Origin of the sequence: Brevibacillus sp. HB1.2 (assembly GCF_013332495.1) — a bacterium.
GTDB lineage: Bacteria > Bacillota > Bacilli > Brevibacillales > Brevibacillaceae > Brevibacillus > Brevibacillus porteri.
Genome location: NZ_JABMIU010000004.1, coordinates 307545 through 327619, shown reverse-complemented (window position 1 = coordinate 327619; position 20075 = coordinate 307545). Strand labels below are relative to the sequence as shown.

The 20075-nt window shown below is 44.7% G+C and carries 18 protein-coding genes; 11 read left to right on the top strand and 7 right to left on the bottom strand.

The features are described from left to right. The first annotated feature begins 4 nt into the window (after positions 1-4). Positions 5-643: a hypothetical protein gene (locus tag HPY28_RS13065; protein ID WP_254476047.1), complete on the top strand. Its 639-nt coding sequence runs from the start codon at positions 5-7 to the stop codon at positions 641-643. 196 nt (positions 644-839) lie between these two features. Here HPY28_RS13065 and HPY28_RS13060 read toward each other — a convergent pair whose 3' ends face one another. After that, a complete protein-coding gene (locus HPY28_RS13060) occupies positions 840-2600 on the bottom strand; it encodes an RNA polymerase sigma factor (RefSeq protein WP_174230705.1) in 1761 nt (586 codons plus the stop codon). A gap of 225 nt (positions 2601-2825) precedes the next feature. Here HPY28_RS13060 and HPY28_RS13055 point away from each other — a divergent pair, with 225 nt between their 5' ends. The 5 genes from HPY28_RS13055 to HPY28_RS13035 all read left to right on the top strand — a co-directional run bounded on the left by HPY28_RS13055 (position 2826) and on the right by HPY28_RS13035 (position 6648). Next, positions 2826-3164: a hypothetical protein gene (locus tag HPY28_RS13055; protein ID WP_017249806.1), complete on the top strand. Its 339-nt coding sequence runs from the start codon at positions 2826-2828 to the stop codon at positions 3162-3164. A 110-nt stretch (positions 3165-3274) separates the two neighbouring features. Then, positions 3275-3742, top strand: coding sequence for a hypothetical protein (locus HPY28_RS13050; protein WP_174230704.1), 468 nt, complete (start codon positions 3275-3277; stop codon positions 3740-3742). Positions 3743-3770: 28 nt separating this feature from the next. After that, entirely contained in the window at positions 3771-4499 is a 729-nt protein-coding gene (locus tag HPY28_RS13045) for an ABC transporter ATP-binding protein (protein ID WP_174230703.1), read from the top strand. After that, positions 4499-5680, top strand: a complete 1182-nt coding sequence (locus HPY28_RS13040) for an ABC transporter permease (protein ID WP_174230702.1) — start codon at positions 4499-4501, stop codon at positions 5678-5680. The genes HPY28_RS13045 and HPY28_RS13040 overlap by 1 nt, the downstream gene beginning before the upstream one ends. A gap of 65 nt (positions 5681-5745) precedes the next feature. Then, positions 5746-6648, top strand: coding sequence for a DMT family transporter (locus HPY28_RS13035; RefSeq protein ID WP_174230701.1), 903 nt, complete (start codon positions 5746-5748; stop codon positions 6646-6648). A gap of 68 nt (positions 6649-6716) precedes the next feature. Here HPY28_RS13035 and HPY28_RS13030 read toward each other — a convergent pair whose 3' ends face one another. Then, positions 6717-7691, bottom strand: coding sequence for an ROK family glucokinase (locus HPY28_RS13030; RefSeq protein ID WP_371813470.1), 975 nt, complete (start codon positions 7689-7691; stop codon positions 6717-6719). 142 nt (positions 7692-7833) lie between these two features. Here HPY28_RS13030 and HPY28_RS13025 point away from each other — a divergent pair, with 142 nt between their 5' ends. After that, positions 7834-8724: a diacylglycerol kinase gene (locus HPY28_RS13025; protein ID WP_174230699.1), complete on the top strand. Its 891-nt coding sequence runs from the start codon at positions 7834-7836 to the stop codon at positions 8722-8724. 118 nt (positions 8725-8842) lie between these two features. Beyond that, positions 8843-10288 carry a 23S rRNA (uracil(1939)-C(5))-methyltransferase RlmD gene (gene rlmD, locus HPY28_RS13020; RefSeq protein WP_174230698.1) on the top strand — a complete coding sequence of 482 codons (1446 nt, stop codon included), beginning with the start codon at positions 8843-8845 and terminating at the stop codon, positions 10286-10288. A gap of 330 nt (positions 10289-10618) precedes the next feature. On the opposite strand, the gene HPY28_RS13015 is transcribed toward rlmD, so the two are convergent. The 4 genes from HPY28_RS13015 to HPY28_RS13000 all read right to left on the bottom strand — a co-directional run bounded on the left by HPY28_RS13015 (position 10619) and on the right by HPY28_RS13000 (position 14298). After that, on the bottom strand, positions 10619-11137 hold the full coding sequence (locus HPY28_RS13015; protein ID WP_371813469.1) for an SMI1/KNR4 family protein: 519 nt from the start codon (positions 11135-11137) through the stop codon (positions 10619-10621). A gap of 1057 nt (positions 11138-12194) precedes the next feature. Continuing rightward, positions 12195-12704 (bottom strand): SMI1/KNR4 family protein, encoded by a 510-nt coding sequence (locus HPY28_RS13010; RefSeq protein ID WP_174224979.1) that lies wholly within the window; start codon positions 12702-12704, stop codon positions 12195-12197. A gap of 65 nt (positions 12705-12769) precedes the next feature. Next, a complete protein-coding gene (locus HPY28_RS13005; protein WP_174230697.1) occupies positions 12770-13852 on the bottom strand; it encodes an HNH endonuclease in 1083 nt (360 codons plus the stop codon). Positions 13853-14100: 248 nt separating this feature from the next. Beyond that, entirely contained in the window at positions 14101-14298 is a 198-nt protein-coding gene (locus HPY28_RS13000; RefSeq protein ID WP_017249844.1) for an aspartyl-phosphate phosphatase Spo0E family protein, read from the bottom strand. A 228-nt stretch (positions 14299-14526) separates the two neighbouring features. Here HPY28_RS13000 and HPY28_RS12995 point away from each other — a divergent pair, with 228 nt between their 5' ends. Further along, on the top strand, positions 14527-15819 hold the full coding sequence (locus tag HPY28_RS12995) for a helix-turn-helix domain-containing protein (protein ID WP_371813468.1): 1293 nt from the start codon (positions 14527-14529) through the stop codon (positions 15817-15819). 804 nt (positions 15820-16623) lie between these two features. Here the strand turns inward: HPY28_RS12995 and HPY28_RS12990 are convergent. Beyond that, complete coding sequence (locus tag HPY28_RS12990) at positions 16624-16953, bottom strand: hypothetical protein (RefSeq protein WP_174230696.1); 330 nt, start codon at positions 16951-16953, stop codon at positions 16624-16626. 437 nt (positions 16954-17390) lie between these two features. Between HPY28_RS12990 and HPY28_RS12985 the strand changes: the two genes are divergently transcribed. After that, positions 17391-17858 carry a hypothetical protein gene (locus HPY28_RS12985; protein WP_174230695.1) on the top strand — a complete coding sequence of 156 codons (468 nt, stop codon included), beginning with the start codon at positions 17391-17393 and terminating at the stop codon, positions 17856-17858. A gap of 562 nt (positions 17859-18420) precedes the next feature. Beyond that, complete coding sequence (locus tag HPY28_RS12980) at positions 18421-20040, top strand: NHL repeat-containing protein (protein WP_174230694.1); 1620 nt, start codon at positions 18421-18423, stop codon at positions 20038-20040. The last annotated feature ends 35 nt before the right edge of the window (positions 20041-20075 follow it).

The following is a 20075-nucleotide window of genomic DNA, read 5'->3' as shown; positions in this document are numbered from 1 at the left end:
TTTAATGAAACGAAATGGGAAGCACATAGCAATTGCTTTGACAATAGCAATGATGTTGCTAGGAACAAGTGGAACAGCTTTGGCTGCAAGTCCTGAAATCCATCCTAGCCACAGTGCAACTGTTACAAAAAGCGAGGAAAAGCTCCCAGAGCGGGCCACGCAGATCGTAGCTGCTTTAGAAAAGCTGGAGCCTGCATTGAAAGCATTGACGAAACGAACGATTGTGAAAAGTGAGATCGATGAAAAACTGTTAAAGCTCTATCTGAGAAGTCCCGAATCCAATGACATGGGTGCCACTGTTGTCTTTGACAGCAAAACTGGAGAGCTGTTCATGTACAGTGCTAGTTTTCCTATTTGGAAGCAAGGGGAAATTGCGACAGACGAGGTTATTTTGCAACGGGCAGAAAAAGCAGTGCTTGAGTTATTGGGAGCAGACAAAAGAAAACAATTAGGCTCCCCTCAATTATCGGACGCTGTTGAAGAAGTAGACTCTGAAGTTTTGACTGATCCGTTAGCAATATACCGTATTGTTTATTATCCAAAGTTACTAAATGGGCTGGAGATATTGGGAAATGGAACGGGCATATACGTGGCGACGGATTATGCTGGTCATCTTTTAGAGGTATCCAGTACGACGGATTAAGCTGGTCATATTTTGGAGGTATCCAGTACCCCATTTAGGAAGCTCCTTTTCTCACCCTTGTCTATACGATTGACAAGAGCAAAGGCTGGCCTTACGTAGATGCTGTAAACGGCACACTTGAATGGGGCGAATACGAGGAATAATTCGAACGAAAAAGAACGCAGCTTGTTTGACTGCGTTCTTTTTTCTGTCCCTTTTATGTGCGCGCCTGATTTGCAGTGAGTCCCGTCTGTATTTGTTCCAGTACAGATACGGCAGCACGCTCATTTCGCTCAATCGCCTGCAACAACGCAATAGCCTGCTTACCCTGCTCCGCATCGTTCGGCTCGCCTCCAGCCGGGAACGGGAAGAGCTTGCTTAACATGTCAAAGCCATCGGCAATCGCCCCGTACAAGCTAGCTGCTTTTTTCATCAGTGGGCGAACCTCATCAAACACAGAATCTGTCCACGTATCAACGATTTCGCTCCAGAAAAGAGAGGCGTAGCGACGTGCATCCCCGTTCACCACGGTCGTATACGCGTTGCCATTCGACTCAACCGTTCCCTTTTCATAGGCTTCCTGCCAAGCAGCATAGGCGGCTAGACCATTGACGCAGCTCGCGTCCTGCGGTTCTTCTCCACGATAATGAACGAGTGCAGATTGGAGGGCATTTGCGAGCATCGTGCGTTGATCGATTGGAAACGCACGGTCGATAGCAAGGACAAATAGCTCCTCGAGGATACCCCGTCCCAAGTTTTCATAAGGAATGGTGCTGTCGTTTCGGCAGTTATCTCCTGCGTAAAACACTCTTTTTTCATCATCATAGCCGTAGATCAATCCGAACTCTGGCATGAACAGGTCCCAAGCAAGCACAGGGTGCCCTTTGTCGATGGAGCGGTGAACCAGCTCCAATGCTTCTGGCAAGAGGACAGACAGCTGACGCTTCTGGCGTGCTTCCGGGCTGAGCAGCGAAGGTTCTACTTGATTGGCATTCATGCTTGGTTCGCAGGAAAGATGATACGAGGTAACGGCACGAGACTCAAAGCCCATGTTTTTCAAACCCTGCTGCAAGACCCGCTGAAAGTGAAACATCGTCGGACCCGCAATGTGGATATTTTCAGGGACGATTGTCAGGCGAAAGGCATGCCCGCTCAGGCCAAGGATCATCGGCAAAGACATTTTTCGATCGGTCGATTCTACCAATCCGTATAGTGCTGCTGCGCAAGTAACCCAAGTAGGCATAGTGAATGCTTCTGGTTTATTTAATACTGCTTGTTTCATACTCCCCGCAACCTTTCTCGTCTTCATGTATTGATCAACAACGACACGAGTTTTTTCCTGAATGAGTTTTTTGCGAGAACGGGATAGCACTTGGTAGACATTCGCCTGAGACATCTGGAACATGTGGGCGATCTCATGAGGGGCCAAATGGTCAAAAAAGTGAGATTCCACAATGCGTCTCTCCCGAGGATTGAGGCAGTACAGCAGGCTCCTGATCGTCTCAAACAGTTCACGCCGCACCATGACCTCTTCGGGATTGGTGTTCTGCGCAGAGTGTGACCAAGACCGTCCCAGCCTGTGCAGAATACTATCGAGGTCCTCCCAGTCAGTCGGTTCCTGCTCATACGTCTGTTTGCCTAGACTCGAGAAGACGGTTTCCCTTTTTTGCGGACCCTTCGCCAGACGCGTGTACGCCTGATTACGCACAATCCGATGCAGCCAAGGGAGGAAACGTCGGCTGTCCACCAGTGTTCCAAGGTGCAAAAAGGCGCGAATGAGAGCATCCTGAACGATGTCTTCGGCAAGAAAGGCTTCTTGTGTATACGACCGTGCATAGCCGTATACTTTGGAGCGATGACGCCTGACCAGCTCGCTAAACGCCGCTTGATCTCCGGCTTTTGCTTGCTCTACCAAAGTCTCGTCGTCTGTCTGGTCTTGTTCTTCTTGAGTCTTAGGCTTGATAATCAAGTGATCCATCGCAAAAACTCCTCGTGATTTGTTGATTTACTATGTAGACTTCTGGTTCACGGATTATCTGACGCGGGATGCGAAAAAATTTCGGAGTTTTTTAAATCGTTCTGTCTAGTGTATCAGACAAATAAAGGCAGTGGTTTTTCCAATGGCAGATGACAAAGCAATTTGTAACAATTTCCACTCTCCCCTATAATGAACGTACAGGAAGAAAAAGGAGGATGGAAGTACATGAAGCTCATTTCTGTTGCAGGAGAAAGTGTGGCACCTGGAAAAGGTGGATCACCGTCTGATACATTTGATCGTTCCATTTCTACGTGGCAAGAAAATGGTCAAGAAAAAACAATAACCGTCACCTATGTGCGTTATTTTGGCAAAGTGCTCGCTGAGCGGGGCATTTACGATCAAGAGGCAGAAGGTGTTCCTGTCAGCCATTTGGTAGCAACGTTGTATCTAGAAAAGCATCCAGAGGCAAAAGAAACCCGTCATTATATTAACGATACGGAGTCTTTCGTCGCGCTGTTTGAAGACTTTTCCCTGACAAAATGGAAAGAGCGCTATCCGCTGTAGGATAGGAGAGATACAATTTTCGAAGTCAAAAGATTCTGATTCGCCAAAGACACATACGGGTAACTTTTGTGAGGGCATGCTAAGGGCACCAATTATTGGAGGGAATTAGCATGTTTTCTATTTGGTTGCCGCTGGTGATGACGTCTTCTGCACTTATTTTTGGTGCAATACCTTCGCATGTCCCTACGACTACGACTTCCTCGGCGTGGATGGTTGCTGTACAGGAGTTTGATGCGTTTTTGCAGGACTGGAAAAAAGGGCAGACGCTTGCGAACCTGCGTCATCCGCTTTTTGATCTCACGGAAGTGTCAGCGGTGTCAGGAATGATGGAGATCATCCGTTTTTCGGGAGAAGCCCACGGGCAAGCGGGAGAAATCACCCTTTCGTTTTACACACTGGAAGGCGACAAGGTTTTTTCGCCCCCAGGCTCCGTGTCTGTCGCGCGAGTCGATGAGAAGCGGCGGGAATTCCAAGTCACTGGCGCTATACCAAGGGTTTTGCGTGGGAGAATGGGTGTCGTACAGGTAACGTTTACGGGAGAAAAGCGGGCATCGTACTTACTGAAGGTACGATTCTAGTGAAAATACGGGAGAGGAGGGGCTGCTGTTGATTGAGGTCAAGGATGTTAGCAAGCGATTCAAGGAAATCGCAGCGGTCCAGCATGTATCGTTTCGCGTCGAGGCAGGCGAGGTGTACGGACTTCTGGGGGAGAACGGTGCGGGTAAGACAACGACGATGCGCATGATGGCGACAGTTTTGACCCCGACCGAGGGAGACATCGAGATTAGTGGTTTTTCCGTTCGACAGCAACCGCTTGAAGTGCGCCGCAGAATCGGCATTTTGTTCGGGGGAGATGTGGGACTTTACAGCCGTTTGACAGCGCGGGAAAATATCGCGTACTTCGGTCGTCTATACGGATTAGAGCAAGCGAGGCTTGAAGAGCGGATTCATAGTCTGAGCCGGATGCTTGAGATGGACGACTTTATCGATCGGCGAGTGGGGGCCTTTTCCCGGGGAATGAAGCAAAAGGTAGCGATTGCCCGGACGCTGGTACACGATCCAGATGTCATTTTGTTGGATGAACCGACGACAGGACTGGATGTAACGGCTGCTACAATCTTTCGAAGAATGGTCGGAAAGCTGCAAGAAGAGGGGAAGACGATTCTGTTCTCCAGTCACAACATGGGCGAGATTAACAAGCTGTGCAAAAGGGTTGCGCTCATGCACAAGGGTAAGCTGCGGTTCGCCGGAGGATTGGATACGTTGCGCGAGCAGTTTGGGACAGAGGATCTGGACGACATTTTCATGGCTGTCGTGGAAGGGAGCGAAGGCTGATGGGCTCGCATGTCGTTTGGACCGTACTGAAAAAAGAACTGATGGACTTGTTTCGCGATCGCAAGGCGTGGATGGGGACGCTTCTGGTGCCATTGCTCGTCATTCCGTTCGTCTTCTTTTTGCTGGGAACATCCTATAGCAATGTGGAAAAAGAAGCGAGGGAGTACATCCCGTTAGCTGTTCAAGGATCATCCTCATTGATTACGTCTTTGCAAAAAAATCCTGCCGTTCAAATCCTAGAGCCAGCCAATCCGGAGCAAGCACTGCAAGCAGGTCAGCTGCGCGCCATTTTGACGATTCCTGCTGGCTTCGATGAAGAGATCGCGGCGGGAAAAACAGCACAGCTATCGGTTGCCTATGACTCCACCAATCAAAAATCTGTCTATGCCCGTACGTTGATCGAGCAGACAGTAGAGGCGTACAGCAAAGACGTCGTAGCGAAAAGGTTGAACCAAGCGGGCTTGTCCGAGCAGACGATTCAACCGATTGTCTCCACCTTTCAAAATACAGCCTCTGAGGAAAGGAAGTCGGGAGGGATGCTGGCTGGCATCATTCCGTTGATGTTGGTAGTCTCACTCGCATCCGCGGGAATGGCCGCAGCGAATGATCTCGTCGCAGGTGAGAAAGAGCGGGGGACACTCGAATCGCTGTTGACGGCGCCGATTGCAGCCCAGCACATCCTCACGGCAAAGCTGTTGGCTGTCATGACCATGAGTACCATGGGGGCAGTAGCGTCACTGATCTCTGTCACGCTGGCCATGCGTCTGGGACCAATGGGGACGGAAGGAGATCATTTTACCCTCGCCTTCTTCTCGCCTGTCACTTTGTTGGTGCTCATCGTGACTATTTTGTTGTTGGCGGCGCTCTTTGCAGGGTTGGAGCTTGTTTTGAGTACGGTTGCCAAGTCTTTTAAAGAGGGGCAGACGTACATGAGTGCTGTCATATTTTTGGCGATGGTTCCCTCATATATGCTGATGCCAGTCAGTCCGGTCGACATCCCTACACATTACTACGTGATGCCCGTGTTCAACGGTGTCGCACTGTCCAAGGAAGTGTTTTATGGCAAGGTCGACCCGATGCATGCACTCCTGGGGATTGGCTCTTTGCTTATCTATGTGGTTTTCACCATTTTTCTCGCGTCGCGCATATTCCGCAGAGAAGGGGCGGGGTTGAAGCACTGATCGTAACATTTTCAGACCTGTCGCATCACTCGTCGCTGTCATTTCGAGAAAGCTGGTGAAATGTTGTGAATCCGCTGTATGTCGGTGTGTTCTATATTTTCGGATCGGCTGCTGGTTTTGGCGTCATGTCTATTTTTGCTGTGTACGCCTACGAAGCGGGTGTGTCTGTTTCAACGCTCTTATTTTTGCGGTTTTTATTGGCGACTGCTCTGTTTTTTGGTTTGTTGCTCTGGCGTAAGGAGTCGCTTCGCTTGGATAAAAGACAGGTGCTCGCCATGTTTTGTCTCGGCGGGATTTTGTACACCCTGCAATCCCTTAGCTTTTTCTCTGCGGTACAGTACATACCGACCTCAATGGCGGCCTTGCTGCTGTATACATTTCCGGTGTTTGTTGCCATACTGAGCTACTTCGTCGAGAAAGAGCGATTGACGAAAAAGACTGTCATCGCCATGCTGATCACACTTGTTGGTCTTGGACTGGTGCTCGGCTTGTCATTTGGCGGGATTCAGCCGATTGGCGTGCTGTTGGCGCTTGCAGCGGCGTTGTTTTATTCCGTTTATATTGTGGTGGGAAATCGAGTGGTTAAAGGCGTCTCGTCCTATGTAACGTCTGCGTACATTGCCCTGTTTGCTGCCATTTCTACCTTTTTCATTGCGCTAAAAGACGGAGGTGTCGACCTGTCTTTTGCGGTACAAGGGTGGTGGGCGCTGCTGGGGATTGTCGTTTTCTCTACGGTGGTCGCTATCAGTTTTTTCTTCCGCGGCTTACAATTGATTGGCTCAACCAAAGCGTCGGTGCTAAGCACGCTGGAGCCGGTGGTCACGTTTGGGTTTTCGGCGTTGTTGTTTGGCGAAGCTTTTAGCCTGCTCCAGTTGTTGGGGGGATGTGCAGTGCTCGTCGGTGCTGCGCTGATTGTTTCAGGGAAAGGCGGCGAGCCAGAGGTGGCACCTAGGCAGGCTTCTTCATAAGGCTATTCCAAAAAGACGCTCTTGCTGTGAGGATTCACGTGCAGGAGCGTCCATCTTTTTATAGTGGATCAGGATTCGTTCATTTGTGAGCGGATTAACCAGCCTGCACCGTACACACCCGCATCATTGCCAAGCTCGGCCGGAACGATTTCTGTGGACTCGACGACATAGGTAAATGGAACAAAGCGTTTGAATGATTCACGGATTCGGGAAAAGAGGAAGTCACCTGCTGCGGCCACGCCTCCACCGATCATAAACTTCGCGGGATTCAGTACATTCGCCAAATGAGAGAGAGCGAGACCGAGATAGAGCGCCACCTGATCGGTAATGGCTAGAGCTGCTGCGTCTCCTGCTACGGCTGCTTCGAGGACATCCTTGGCGGCAATGTTTCCTTTGGTGGCTAGTACAGCGGCAAGCACCGGGCTTGATCCGTTTGTAGCTGCACATCGCCCTTCCCGAATGATGGCAGTCGCAGACGTGTATGTTTCGAGACAACCTGTTTTGCCGCAATTGCAGGGGGCGCCGCTATCCGGGGTCATGGTGATGTGACCGATTTCGCCGCCAACACCGTTGATGCCATGGATGACCTTTCCATTCAAAATGACTCCTCCACCTACACCTGTGCCGAGTGTGATGAGAACGAGGTCTTGTGCCCCTTGGCCTGCACCTTGCCACATCTCCCCGAGGGCTGCGACATTGGCATCGTTGTCGACCGCGACAGGCAGACCTGTAAGGGCTTCCAATTTTTCTTTTAATAAAACGGGTTGGCGCCAGTGAAGATTCACCGCTTGGAAGACGATTCCCTTCCCGCCATCGACGGGTCCGGGTACTCCTACACCGATTCCGCAGACTTGTGAAAGAGAATAGTCGTGCTGCGCAAGAAGATCATGAGACATGTCTACGATTTTTTGCAAAATGCCATCCTCGCCGTCCGCAACAGGCGTCGGTTCTTGCATTTTTGTAACCAGCTCGCCTTCTGGCGTAATCAAAGCCATCTTGATTGCAGTGCCACCCACATCTACTCCCACGATGATCTTCTTCACAAGCGTCTCCCCTATCTCCTTGATTTCCATCTTTTTCTATCTTATCACGCTATATGGAGCATAGCGATTCCCAAAAATGGCTATACAGGATATGATGGAAGAGAGTACCCCCGTGAGCGAGGGAAGGAAGAAGGGATCTGCCTTGAAACGAGCCAGATTAATCTACAATCCAAGCTCCGGCCGGGAGATCGTGCGTCGGCGATTGCCGGAAATCCTCGATTTAATGGAGTCGGCCGGATATGAAACTTCATGCTATGCGACCAAAGGGGAAGATGATGCGACAGAAGAAGCTGCTCGTGCAGTAGCTCGCGGTTTTGACGTCATCCTGGCCGCTGGTGGAGATGGAACCATATATGAAGTAGTAAATGGGATGGCAGAGCATAAAGCGCGTCCATCTCTAGGAATAATCCCCTGCGGAACCAGTAATGATTTTGCCCGGGCGGTCGGTATACCGAAATCGATCACGCGTGCAACGGAGATTGTCGCCCAGGGCAAGAAGAAACGCATTGACCTGGGGCGCATCAACAACCGCTATTTTATGAACATCGCAGGTGGCGGCTCACTGACGAATTTGACCTATGAGGTCCCGAGCAAGCTGAAAACGCTGATTGGTCAAATGGCGTATTACGTCAAAGGATTGGAGAAGCTGCCGTCACTGCACCCGATCCGTGTTCGTCTGGAGAGCCGCAGAGAGGTGCTGTTGGATGAAGAAATCATGGTGTTCCTCATCGCCAATAGCCGATCCGTAGGCGGCTTCGACAGGCTCGCCCCAGATGCGGACTTGACGGACGGCAAGCTGGATGTCATCGTTGTGAAGAAGTTGAATATTGCGGAGTTTATTCGCTTGGCGACACAAGCAGTTCGCGGCGAGCACCTGAAGGACCCGAACATCCTGTATTTCCAGGCAGATTATATCAAAGCCACTTCGCCGGGCGGAGAGACGGTTCAGCTCAATCTGGACGGTGAGCTGGGCGGACAGCTGCCTTGCGTGGTGGAAGCGTTGCCGGGGCATATCGAGTTGTTCGTCCCGTAAGAAGATAGTAAAATGAATAGCAATAGCCGTGGGGATGCCGCTTTTCGCTGTGCATCCCTGCATGCTTCCTGGAGCGAAAACGAAAACCTATAGAGCAAGATAAAAGGAGCAATAGATAGTGGCGAAGACAACAAAGAAGCGGCGCGGTCCGCACCCGACAGCCAAAGTGGAGCTGGACGTCCCTGTGCGTGTCGGACAAACCGTGGAAGTGGAGATAACCGGACTGAACCACGAAGGAGCAGGAGTCGGCCGGATTGAAGGATATACGCTGTTCGTAGATGGCGCACTTGCAGGAGAGCGAGTTCATGCGCGCGTCGACCATGTGAAGAAAAACTTCGGCTTTGCCAAGCTGACAGAAGTAGTAGAAGCGAGTACCCATCGCTTCCAGCCGCCCTGTCCGCTGTACGACCGTTGCGGAGGCTGTTCGTTGCAGCATCTCGCATACGAGGAGCAGCTGCGGCACAAGCAGCAAATCGTGCGAGACAACCTGCGGCGCATTGGAGGTTTCCAAGTCGAAGGGGAAGGGGCTATTACCGTTCACCCGACACTCGGCATGAGTGATCCATGGCGCTACCGCAACAAAGCACAGGTACCAATCGGCGAGGAAAACGGGGCGTTGGTCGGCGGCTTTTACGCGGAGAAATCCCACTCGATCATCGACATGAACGAATGCCTCATCCAGCATCAGGCGAATGATGACGCAGTGGCAGCCGTGAAGCAGGCGGCGACCAAGTTGAATATTAAGGCATATGACGAGACTCGCAATACAGGCCTGTTGCGTCATGTGGTCGTCAAGGTGGGCGTGAAGACAGGGGAAGTCATGGTCGTGCTCGTAACGACAAAGGAGCAGATTCCGCAGCGCGATCAGCTGGTGGAAGCGATTCGTGCAAAGGTAGCTGGCGTGACGAGTATCGTGCAGAACATCAACCCGGACAAGACCAACGTTATTTTTGGTAAAAAGACCGTGACACTCTGGGGCAGCGATGTGATTTACGATTATATCGGTCCGATCAAGTTTGCCATTTCGGCGCGTTCGTTTTATCAGGTGAATCCTGCTCAGACCGAGGTGCTGTACAACAAGACGCTGGAGTATGCGGGTGCGACTGGTACGGAGACCGTTATTGATGCGTACTGCGGCATCGGGACGATTTCGCTGTTTTTGGCGCAGAAGTCCAAGCATGTGTACGGTGTGGAGATTGTACCGGAAGCGATTGCGGATGCGAATCGGAATGCGCAGTTGAATGGCGTGGAGAATGCGACGTTTGAGGCAGGGCCTGCGGAGGTTGTCATTCCTGCTTGGAAAGAGAAAGGCATACGGGCGGATGTGATTGTGGTAGACCCGCCGCGCAAAGGCTGTGATGAGGCGTTGTTGACGACGATTTTGGAGATGCAGCCGGAGCGAGTGGTTTATGTTTCTTGTAATCCTTCTACGTTAGCGAGGGATTTGAAGGTGCTCGCTGACAGTTACGCGGTGAAGGAAGTGCAGCCGGTGGATATGTTTCCGCATACGGGGCATGTGGAGAGTGTTGCGTTATTGGTGAAGAAGATTGTAAATGGCAATTAAAGACTGCCCAAAGCTCTCGGTCATATCTTCAACCAACCTTGATATTAAAAACATCCAACCCTTTAAAAGAGCACATATAACAATTTTCTGTATCCGAGGTAACTTCTATAAAATTTGCTTTCCCGTCGGCACTGTACTCTATGTGAAAGTAGGGGGCAGATTCAATCTGTTTAGAGTAAGCTTGAATGAGTGCTTCCATATCTTCCTTACAACTAGACAACTAGAGAAGTCCCTCTGAAACGTTGATGTATCAAGAGTTTCGATTTTAAAAATGGGGTGTCTCTCAGTCGAAAAAATCGACTTTTGAAACAGCCCCTTCTTTATTTCCACTTACCAAGTCCAAAACTCTGTTCCTTGTGCAATTATTAATCTTTCTAACCAAGTTTCAAAAGTCATATTTAAGTAATAACCTTCTGAGGTTGATACATCATCATGATTAAAACACACTAAATAGTTGTTCTGACCGGACGCAACTTGATTAGAGTCAATAAAAATGTAATCGCCATTGTTGATCGAGATAGGATACCAATGTTTAGGCATATAATCTAAGTGACTATTCTTAATTTCATCCAGACTCAGTAACTCATATCCTCCACCATACCTTACACCTTCGAATAGCCATGCTCCATTATGGATTAGGAGAAAATTCTTATAGTCAGTTGGTAAGTGCCAGTGAGTGTCTCTTAAAAACTCTTCAATCATTTCTAACGTGGCAGGGGAGTTAAATGTAAATTTGGTTGGATATACTAAACCCTCCCATTTTTGCACTAATAATTGATTGCTTGCATCTAGTCGTTTTTTTAACCATCCAACGCCAGTTGAGATAAATTGTTCTTCAAAGAGAATCACCCACTAAAATTAATAGTCATCACCAGAAGGTACATATTTGCCATAACTAGCCCACCAAGGAGTAACCTCTTTTCGGTGGAAGTCTTTTGGTAACGGAATTAAATTATCCTAGCTGTTATCCCCACCATATGCAAAAGGAGAGATTGAGTCCACTCTTGGGTATGCCAAGCATTTCACGAAAAATAAGCGGAGATGGATTGGCGGACTGAAAAAGTGGGGCGGAGAACCCCTCTTTTTTGTGCTAATGTGCTACCTACTACAAATGAAACACTATCAGTTGAAAGTAGAGAGTGGGTCATGGCTGCTACCAAAGTAACTGAATAGGAGTAACTGAATAGGTGCATCTATTCGGCATGTCTTGTATGTATCTGGTTTATCACCAGACATGTTCCCCTAACCAAAAATAAGATTCACCAACGATTTAATAATCCAAATGCTCATAACAATAGCAAAGTATTCAAGAATAATAAACTTCCAAGTAGCATTATGCTTACTTAATCCATATCGAAACAAACTGAAAAAGAATATGCCTCCAGCAATTTCAAGCAGCTCTACGAAACTAAAGACAGTTTCATTCATATTCCTTTACCACCCTTTATAACCCAAATTATACTAAAAATGAACAGGACGCCCATAAAACATCTCTTCTTAGTCTTCAAATCTACTAATCCACTAAACCTATGATCTACTTTAACTGTTCCATCCTGCTCAACCTGAAAACTAGCACGATACTCCCAGCTTAGCTGAATCTTCTAGAATGTCAGGGCTATTTTTTCACGTAGTATCTACTATGGTTTCTAAGTTTTTGGTATTTGCGTCAACGGGATACTTTGGGGCGGATAGAGCCTGAGATTCTTTGGCAAAAGAGACAGAGGGGACAAATAGTATGACTGTGCATAGGAGAGAAAGTATAAACTAATGCTATTAAGAAATTTTAAATATTTCGAACAAGAGCCAAAAGCGGAGCCGGGATTCCCCCCAACTTACAGAAAAAAAGCTGAGAGCTTACTCCCAGCTTTTTGGCAGTCATGCATTAGTCGTCCGATTTCATCCTGAATTACTCTTCCTCCTCATGGAACGGAATCCAGAATTCCTTCCCCTCATGCTCGATGAGCTTATCCAGCCATTCTGTAAATGTCAGATCAATGTCAATCGGATTATCAGGGTCCATCGATTCGATCCATGTGAGGTAGCCGTTTCCGCTATCAAGTCGGTCTTGATCTACGCATATACAACCTAGCGAGTGGCTACTCCATGCGATAGGATAGTAAGGGTGATCTATGCTGTATCCTTTCCAGTATTCAATAACATTGTGAGGGTCTAATATCGTGAAGAGACTGCTGCCAAATTCTAAATCGCGAAATAATACGGCTCTGTTGTACTGAGAGAAGTAGCTCACATAATCCTCGGGTAGCTCAAATGACTTTAGTTTCTCTAACTCTGCGGCAGAGTCAGTAGGCATTTGAAAAATAAACTCAAATTCTTCACCGATAATATGCAAATCACCGTTCAATTGCTCTCTTCTTCCCTTGATCTTGTCTAAAATACGGTTAAAAGAAATGCTCACGGAGTATTCACACCCTTTCTAATGAAAATACGGACTACCATCCTACAGACGGTAGTCCATTTTTCTCAATTCTTCCGGTAACTCTCCCACCACTCAGTTACTTCCCTATGTGGCAGAATGTAATCGTTTTTTCTATCCTTTTTGAGAAGAGGAATCAGGTTGTCGAAATGATTCCTTCCATAATATTCTAGCGGAATCATATGATGGATTTCAACATCATCCCAAGCGAAATATTGAGGTTGACCGAAGTAACCAACGTAACGTCTCTCGAAGTCCTTTCTATACCCCGAATCTCGCTCCCTCTTCTGAGGTACCATGTCAGCGTCCGGTTTAATTAACTTGATGTTTGACTGCGGATCGACGTAATCATGGTAAATTTCGCCTTTATTGTTAGTCAGGATCTTTTCTACCTCCCTCAAAGGAGCGATAGGCGAGGAGCCCCCTCCCAGGTATCTAACAACTCCTTCCAATTTTCCTGACCACCAGTAAGTCTCCGCATTAACGCGTACCCTATGCGTAGATAGGTTCTCGTAAGGGGGTTTAAAATACAAACTTCCGTTTTTTTCTACGTTATATTTCCCGTCCTCTTTTGCTGAACGGATGATAGTGTGAGTAGCGTCTACAGAGGCTACTCTGCCTACCACGGCGATTACTTTAACGGTCGAGTATACGTCACCACCAGCCCAGTCGGACGTCATCTGGTGATCAAAGAACACTCCATCAATGCTAGGACGCCAACTCCTTGGCTCAACCTCGTCAGTGTCAGATTCAGCAACCTTGGCAACTTTGTCGGCACTATTGTAAGAGAAGGCACCGAAGTCAAAGATAGAGTCATCTTCTTTTTCAACTGGTGCTGCATTAGGGCTATACACCATTTGACGCTTTCCGATGACTTCATCCGCTGAGCTGTTCTCTATTATAGTTACGTTTTTGCTTTCAAGAATACGTGGTTCATTGATGGCCTCTGCCAATTCCTCAAGTGTTACCCCCTCCGCCAGTTGTATGGGAAGGTTTTCGAAATCAACGACTTCTTCTGTCTCGGCAATTTCCTGTATACTTTCAGCAGATGCTGGCGTCAAGACTGACACAGGAGCAACTAGCAATGAGAACACGACAAAAGGCACTAATACTCTTTTGAATTTCTTCATAGGCTTCCCTACTCCTCTTTAAAAATTATTCTCTAAAATTAATTATCCGAGTTCTTCGAACAAATGCTCCGCTATGTTTTTTAGGTCTATTTCGTAAGAATCTCCTTCTTCCGAATCTGAACATCTCGTGATAGAGTTAAATATAGGAGTTTCAAGAGGCTCCTATTAAGGGCGTTCCTGTTGCCGGGAAGCAAAGGGGGAACGTCCTTTCTTGTTGATTCGCCTTCTTAAAACAAGTCCATTCACTTTTACAATGTACCTCCTTTCTGATTAGTAAGATTTCTTCGTTGGCACTCTAAGATGTACTCGTCTAGTTCTTGACTTATCTTCAACACATCGGAGTCTGTCAGTTTGCCCTGTTGTTTGAAGACTTCTTTAAGCTGATATTGTAGATTCTTGATGATTTGTGTAAGGTCTTCATTGCTTACTTCTTGCCATTCAACCATCGTTATCTGTCCCCCATAGTCTCACCCCCTCTTTTTTCACTATAGCACGTATATCAAAAAGAACATGGAAAAATTTACCTTGATACATTTGACATTATTCGATAATTTCCGCAAATTTCAGTCGAAATATGTCTGTTTGTTTTTGTTGAATTCACAAACTTCACCTTGCTATAATCCTACTCGATTGCGTTGTAAAAAAAAGGAAGTTTTTGTTGTGGGGGGAATATAGTGCAAAAGAAAACCATTGGGGACATGTTGTCTGAGAGCCGAAGAAATAACGGCTTGTCTTTTGCTGAGTTAGAAGATAGAACTGGTGTAAGTAGGGGCGTACTACAAAAGATTGAGAGTGGAGAGACAAAACGCCCTGAATTTAAAACAGTGAAGTCGATAGCCGCTATATTTCCGTACCCGTATGAAGAAATTATTGAAGGATACCTTGAGGATGAGAATAGGAGTGAGACGTTATTTGAAATTCTTCAAGAAATCATTCAATGTGAATATTCTTCATTAGTCGAAAGAGTATCTTTGAAATTTCTTCAATCTCCTAATGAAAAGATTGAGAAGGCATTGGAGCGACTGTATAACTTCTCTGATTCGACTGCTGTAATAGTAATAAATAACGAAATACGCTTAGCTCTCTATAAGGTCATCGCAAATTATGCACGACAGTGCGGAGAGCCGAAATACATTGCAAAAGCTTTATTTCAGAAATATCTAATTGAACGTAATGATCTCAAAAAACTAAAGGAAACCTTTTGCAATGGGGAGGAAATTTTACACTATGTTGACTTCCTATCCCATGATGAAAAGATTACATTTTATTATAGAATGGCGCTTCATGCTCATAACATTGAAGACTATAACAAATGTATTGAACTGGGGAAAAAAGGTCATCTCGAAGATAAGACAAGTAATACGTTAAAAGAACAGGTTGCATTAGCTATATGCAACTCATACCTATTCTTAGGAAAATATAGTAACTTGGAAGAACACCTGAATATTTATGAAGAATTGAATTACACGCAGATTATTAAGCGGTTGAAGTTTTACCGCGCCATTATTCTATCTCGGACAGGGAAATATAGCGTTGCTATTCCTATGTTGTATCAGTGTGTAGAAGAAGTAACTGATAGTAATCGTTTACATCGAGTAAATATGCTTTTGGAAGCTTTATTTAAAGTCAATGATCTTGATTCAATTAGCAGTATTCTGGGGTCAGAAGAGAGTAAAATACTACTTCAGTACACCGATCCATATCAATATGCCGAACTAGGAAGGTACTACAAATACAAAGGCAGATTTTTGGTTAAGAGGGGGTGTTTTGATGAAGGAATGGAAGCTTATCTAAATAGTATATTACATTACGCTAAGATAAATGATTATAAAAGTATTTTGCAATGTTACAATGAGATGCATTCTCATCATTACACACATGAAAAAATGATGAAATTGGAACTTATAGGAAATCTGAAAGAGGTATATAATGAAGTATATAAGGAAAGCGAAGCGAGGGATGAATGATGAAAAAGTTAGTAATGAATATTGTAACGTGTTCTGTTATAATGTCGTTTTCTGTCTTGACAGTAACTACTCCTAATGTTAGGAATGAAATTGAACATGGAACTAACGTTTCTCCAATAAAAACTATAAAGTTATATTCGGATAATCCCGGACATTAATAAACGAAATCCAAAGGGGAAAGTGATGAACAGGCTTCTCTTGCATATATTAATGACGGTGTTCTTAGTTGCTGTGCCTCTAACTATTCAAGCAAATGAGGTACAAAACATTCCAAACCATTCTCAAGTAATTTCCTATGGCACTGACCCAGGGTGGTAAAATCAGATTCTTTGTTCTTGTGTAACAAAAGCACTTTGACAACTATTGCCAAGGTGCTTTTATTCATCTTCTCTGCACAAATATCCACAATACTTACTGAGACGAAAAGGATGCATCTGTCGAGAGCTAATCTAGGATATTACTTAGCGAATACTGCCACATCGGGAGCTTGTCTATTTTGCTCACACCACACATGTGGAGACAGTTGTGAGACTTGACCTGATTTGAGTGTCGAAACACAAAATGTGTCAGCTAATGAGGTTGTAGAGAGTAGCAAAGTCACTAATGATGAAGTAACATCGCAAACTGAAGAGATGGTTCTTGATGAAAACCACTACGAAGATTTAACGTGAAGCACATGCTAAAGAAGTCTATTTTAAGAGAAAAGCAGAAATCGATGAGTTCTTCGAGTCTTGTTAACAGCCTGATGAGTATCTCTTGAAAACGCCAAGTTCTTAGAACTAGCGTTTTACAAATTAAATAAGATTAAAAATCGTCAAGTTCAGCCCATTCAAAATCATCATCTGTTAGCTGTCCTTTAAAATTCATTTCTTGCACGAAAGCGTCAACAGTATTTTTTAATGCTTCTTGGATACTTTTACCTGTTCCCAAACCAAGTACAGCCGGTTCATCATCAAGTCTCTTTACTCCAATATTTGTAATACCATAGAAATCTCCATCTTGTTCCTCAAATATTTTCACTTTGAACCTACCAGATGGAGTTCGTCCGGATCCAGTTTCCTTAATACGGAATTCTGCCACGCATTTGTCAATACCTCTTACTCCATTAATCTTAATATTCTTCCAGTTGGTCATTACTACTATCTCCCTGTTGAGTTCATTTGGTACGAAATAATTGTACCAGTTAACATATTAATTGTATCGTAACCTGTTGAAATCATTAGTGCTTTCCTATCAGACTACATGTTATGAGAGAAAGTAGTCATCAACTTGAAGATGAGCGTTTGCCCCAAAAATGGTCAACTTTTTGATTATCGTTTAAAGGTGTTATTTATTGGGAATTCCGAAGTCGCCCAACTACTCTTATTTCTACGTGAATGGAAATCTCAAGAAAACAGACTACGATAATGGTACAGATTATGCATCAGTCGATTACACGACTAATGTTACAGCATTAATGAAAGCCAAAATCACATCGTCCCATTATGCCTACAACAAGATAGGTGATAAGGTGACCGAAACGTCTGAGAGGGAATATTTTAAATAAAAGCATATAGGAAGTATTTGAGGTTATGAAAAAACGCAGTATAGCAATTTCGGGTCTTGTTTTAGCTGGTGCAATTTTCGCAGGTAGCAGTCTATACGCAAGTGAAGATGTTGAGCAGTACGAAAAAGGAAATCAAATGAAAACCCTTAATTCATTGGGGATCGAAGCAAAGTCCGATGATTTGGTAGCCATGAAAACTTTGACTGACGAAAATGGAAAAGAGTGGATTTATAACGAATTCACTAAAAGAGCGCCGCTAATGGATAAAATAGAAAATGAACGTTCTGTAGACGTGAAGGATGCCTTTATTGAAGTTCAGGACGAGATCATGCAGAAGCACGCAAAAGTAGGGGATACCATTCCGGTTATTCTTCTGGATGAAGAGTTAAAAGAAGGTTCTTTTTCGTTTAACAGAGAAGACGGTGAGGCTCTGATCTTCAAACTAAAATATAATGAAAAGAATGGAAAATGGGATTACGAGCAGGAAACATAATCTCGAATTTGATTCAGTATGAACGTTGTACTGCATGAAGTGAAGGAAAAGGCGACTCTCAAATTGAACGCATAACGTAAAAAAGCCCTCCTCGGGTTATTCCGAAGGAGGGCTTCGCCTTTTAGAATGCAGTTAAGATTTACTCAAAAGCTGGAGTGCAATGCAAAGTCAGACAGAGAGCACTTGGGGGCGTAAAACAAAAATAAAAAGTGCTACATGAACAAGCTCTCACTATAGGAGTTTACTTAAGACCCAATACAAATGGGTCTCGTTTTATTTTCGCTCTAGATTATTGATAAGCTCAACTACAGTCCAAATCAATTGTGTCTAAAATGTGGAAACATCATAAGTGCAGGAATAAAGCTAAGAAATAATTTGAAGAGATTTATCAGATATGGTAAGTTATTGTAAGAAAAAGGAAATTCCAAATAATGTAATTTAATAAGCAAGGTCGAGCATCTTTTACTCAGTCATTTCAGTTCCATACTGGAAAGGGGGAAAGAAGTGCGCGAATCGTAATGGGAGAATAAGAAAAACCAATATAGTACTAGGAGTGAATTAAATGTTTAGCAGCAAAGATATCAAAGGCATTGTAGCCAGTGTATTAGGAGTATCCTTAGCAATCAGTGGTAGCTCTGTTTTAGCAGGAAGCAAAGATAATAGCAGCGCAGATAAAGTATTAAAAGTTGATGTGGGGAGTGGCAGCGGAGAAATTGCTTATTCTTCTGATGAGGAATTGGAAGATATAGAACTGAGAGGTCCCAAAAGTTTTGCGGTTTCTGGCAGTGGGGAATTTTTCATTTTGGATACGATTGGGCACCAGATTGAAGTTTACGACCAAAATGGGAATAGTGAGCGAACCATTGACTTACCAGAAGATAAAGAGTTTTTTGATGTTGAAATCGATGAAGACAATAATATCTACGTACTGAGTGACTTGGGGCATGTTCTTCAATTCGAAAATGGCAAGCTGGAGAATGAGTTCCAAGTACCTGTAAATCAAAAAAGATTTGAAATTAGTGGTCTGTTTTTTAATAGGGACAACGAGATTGTTGTTCGCTTGCTCGATGATACAGAACTCAGTCTTAACAAGGGGAAAAGATCTCTAAAAGAAGAGCCTACTTTTGAAGTAAAAAGTATTGATGATAACACTGTTGAATTGGTTACCTCAGACCAAAAAGTTGAAGTTTCGTATGATCATGTTCCTGTTGAAACAGCCCTTCTAAAAAGCACAGAAGAAGGGGAGCAGCTAATTGTTGAAAAGGAAGCGGTAATTGGTGAAGGCTTATATGTTGAAACAAGGGTAGGACGCTATCAAGATGGTGAGCAAATTGGAACTGCTCTTGCAATTCCCACAAAAGATACTTACTTTACTTCAATTCCGTTTAAGTTCTTATATGTAACAAAAGAGGGAAAAGCATATCAAATGATCACAAAGAAAAATTCCGTAGAGATTTATGAACTCCCCTTTACTGAAGAAAAAAAGACTAACATTGACAAGCAACTACTTAAAAAAATCCAACCTGAAGATAAGCATAATATAGCATTCTTTGACGAAGAAAAGGTTGAGATTAGAAGTTCTAAAGCAAAAGCTCAAGTAAATGATTGGTATACAGCGCTACAACGAGCAGAGGAAATGACATATATATCATGGGACTACAATCCTAAGAAGATGAAAACTTCATCAACTAAAAACACTACACCACCTGATCATCTAGCAAAAGTTACGAAGACGGTTGAAGAACAGGGTATTCCATATAACTGGGGAGGATATGATGGTGTAGATACTTCCAACTCTTCAGGGGATAATTTCAAGGATAGCATATCCAATGGGGATACGGCTGGAAACGTAAATACAAACTTAGACTACCGTTCGTCTGGTACAGCAGGAATTGATTGTAGTGGTTTTATATCATCTGCATATGAATTAGGTGACAAATATGGAACCTCTAATTTGACAAAGAAATTCAAAAAGACTAGTTGGTATGACTTCCAAGCTGGTGACATCGGACTTAGAAAAGGACACGTTTGGATGTTGGAATCAGTAAAAAAGGGAACAGACAATCCTAAAGGATTTTATACCTATGAAGCAACAACTGATGGAACCGGAGACAAAGCAAAGTCGTACTACAGAAGTTGGGATGATGCTCAAAGTTATACACCTCACACTATAAAAGAGTAAGGGGAAATATACATTTATGCTAAGATATTCATATT

Bases quoted from the DNA above. Each gene is read 5' to 3' on its own strand.
- HPY28_RS12990 (WP_174230696.1), bottom strand. From the start codon at position 16,953: ATGACCAACTGGAAGAATATTAAGATTAATGGAGTAAGAGGTATTGAC.
- HPY28_RS13040 (WP_174230702.1), top strand. From the start codon at position 4,499: ATGGGCTCGCATGTCGTTTGGACCGTACTGAAAAAAGAACTGATGGAC.
- HPY28_RS13065 (WP_254476047.1), top strand. From the start codon at position 5: ATGAAACGAAATGGGAAGCACATAGCAATTGCTTTGACAATAGCAATG.
- HPY28_RS13060 (WP_174230705.1), bottom strand. From the start codon at position 2,600: ATGGATCACTTGATTATCAAGCCTAAGACTCAAGAAGAACAAGACCAG.
- HPY28_RS12985 (WP_174230695.1), top strand. From the start codon at position 17,391: ATGAAAAAACGCAGTATAGCAATTTCGGGTCTTGTTTTAGCTGGTGCA.
- HPY28_RS13000 (WP_017249844.1), bottom strand. From the start codon at position 14,298: ATGGTTGAATGGCAAGAAGTAAGCAATGAAGACCTTACACAAATCATC.
- HPY28_RS13005 (WP_174230697.1), bottom strand. From the start codon at position 13,852: ATGAAGAAATTCAAAAGAGTATTAGTGCCTTTTGTCGTGTTCTCATTG.
- HPY28_RS12980 (WP_174230694.1), top strand. From the start codon at position 18,421: ATGTTTAGCAGCAAAGATATCAAAGGCATTGTAGCCAGTGTATTAGGA.
- HPY28_RS13050 (WP_174230704.1), top strand. From the start codon at position 3,275: ATGTTTTCTATTTGGTTGCCGCTGGTGATGACGTCTTCTGCACTTATT.
- HPY28_RS13055 (WP_017249806.1), top strand. From the start codon at position 2,826: ATGAAGCTCATTTCTGTTGCAGGAGAAAGTGTGGCACCTGGAAAAGGT.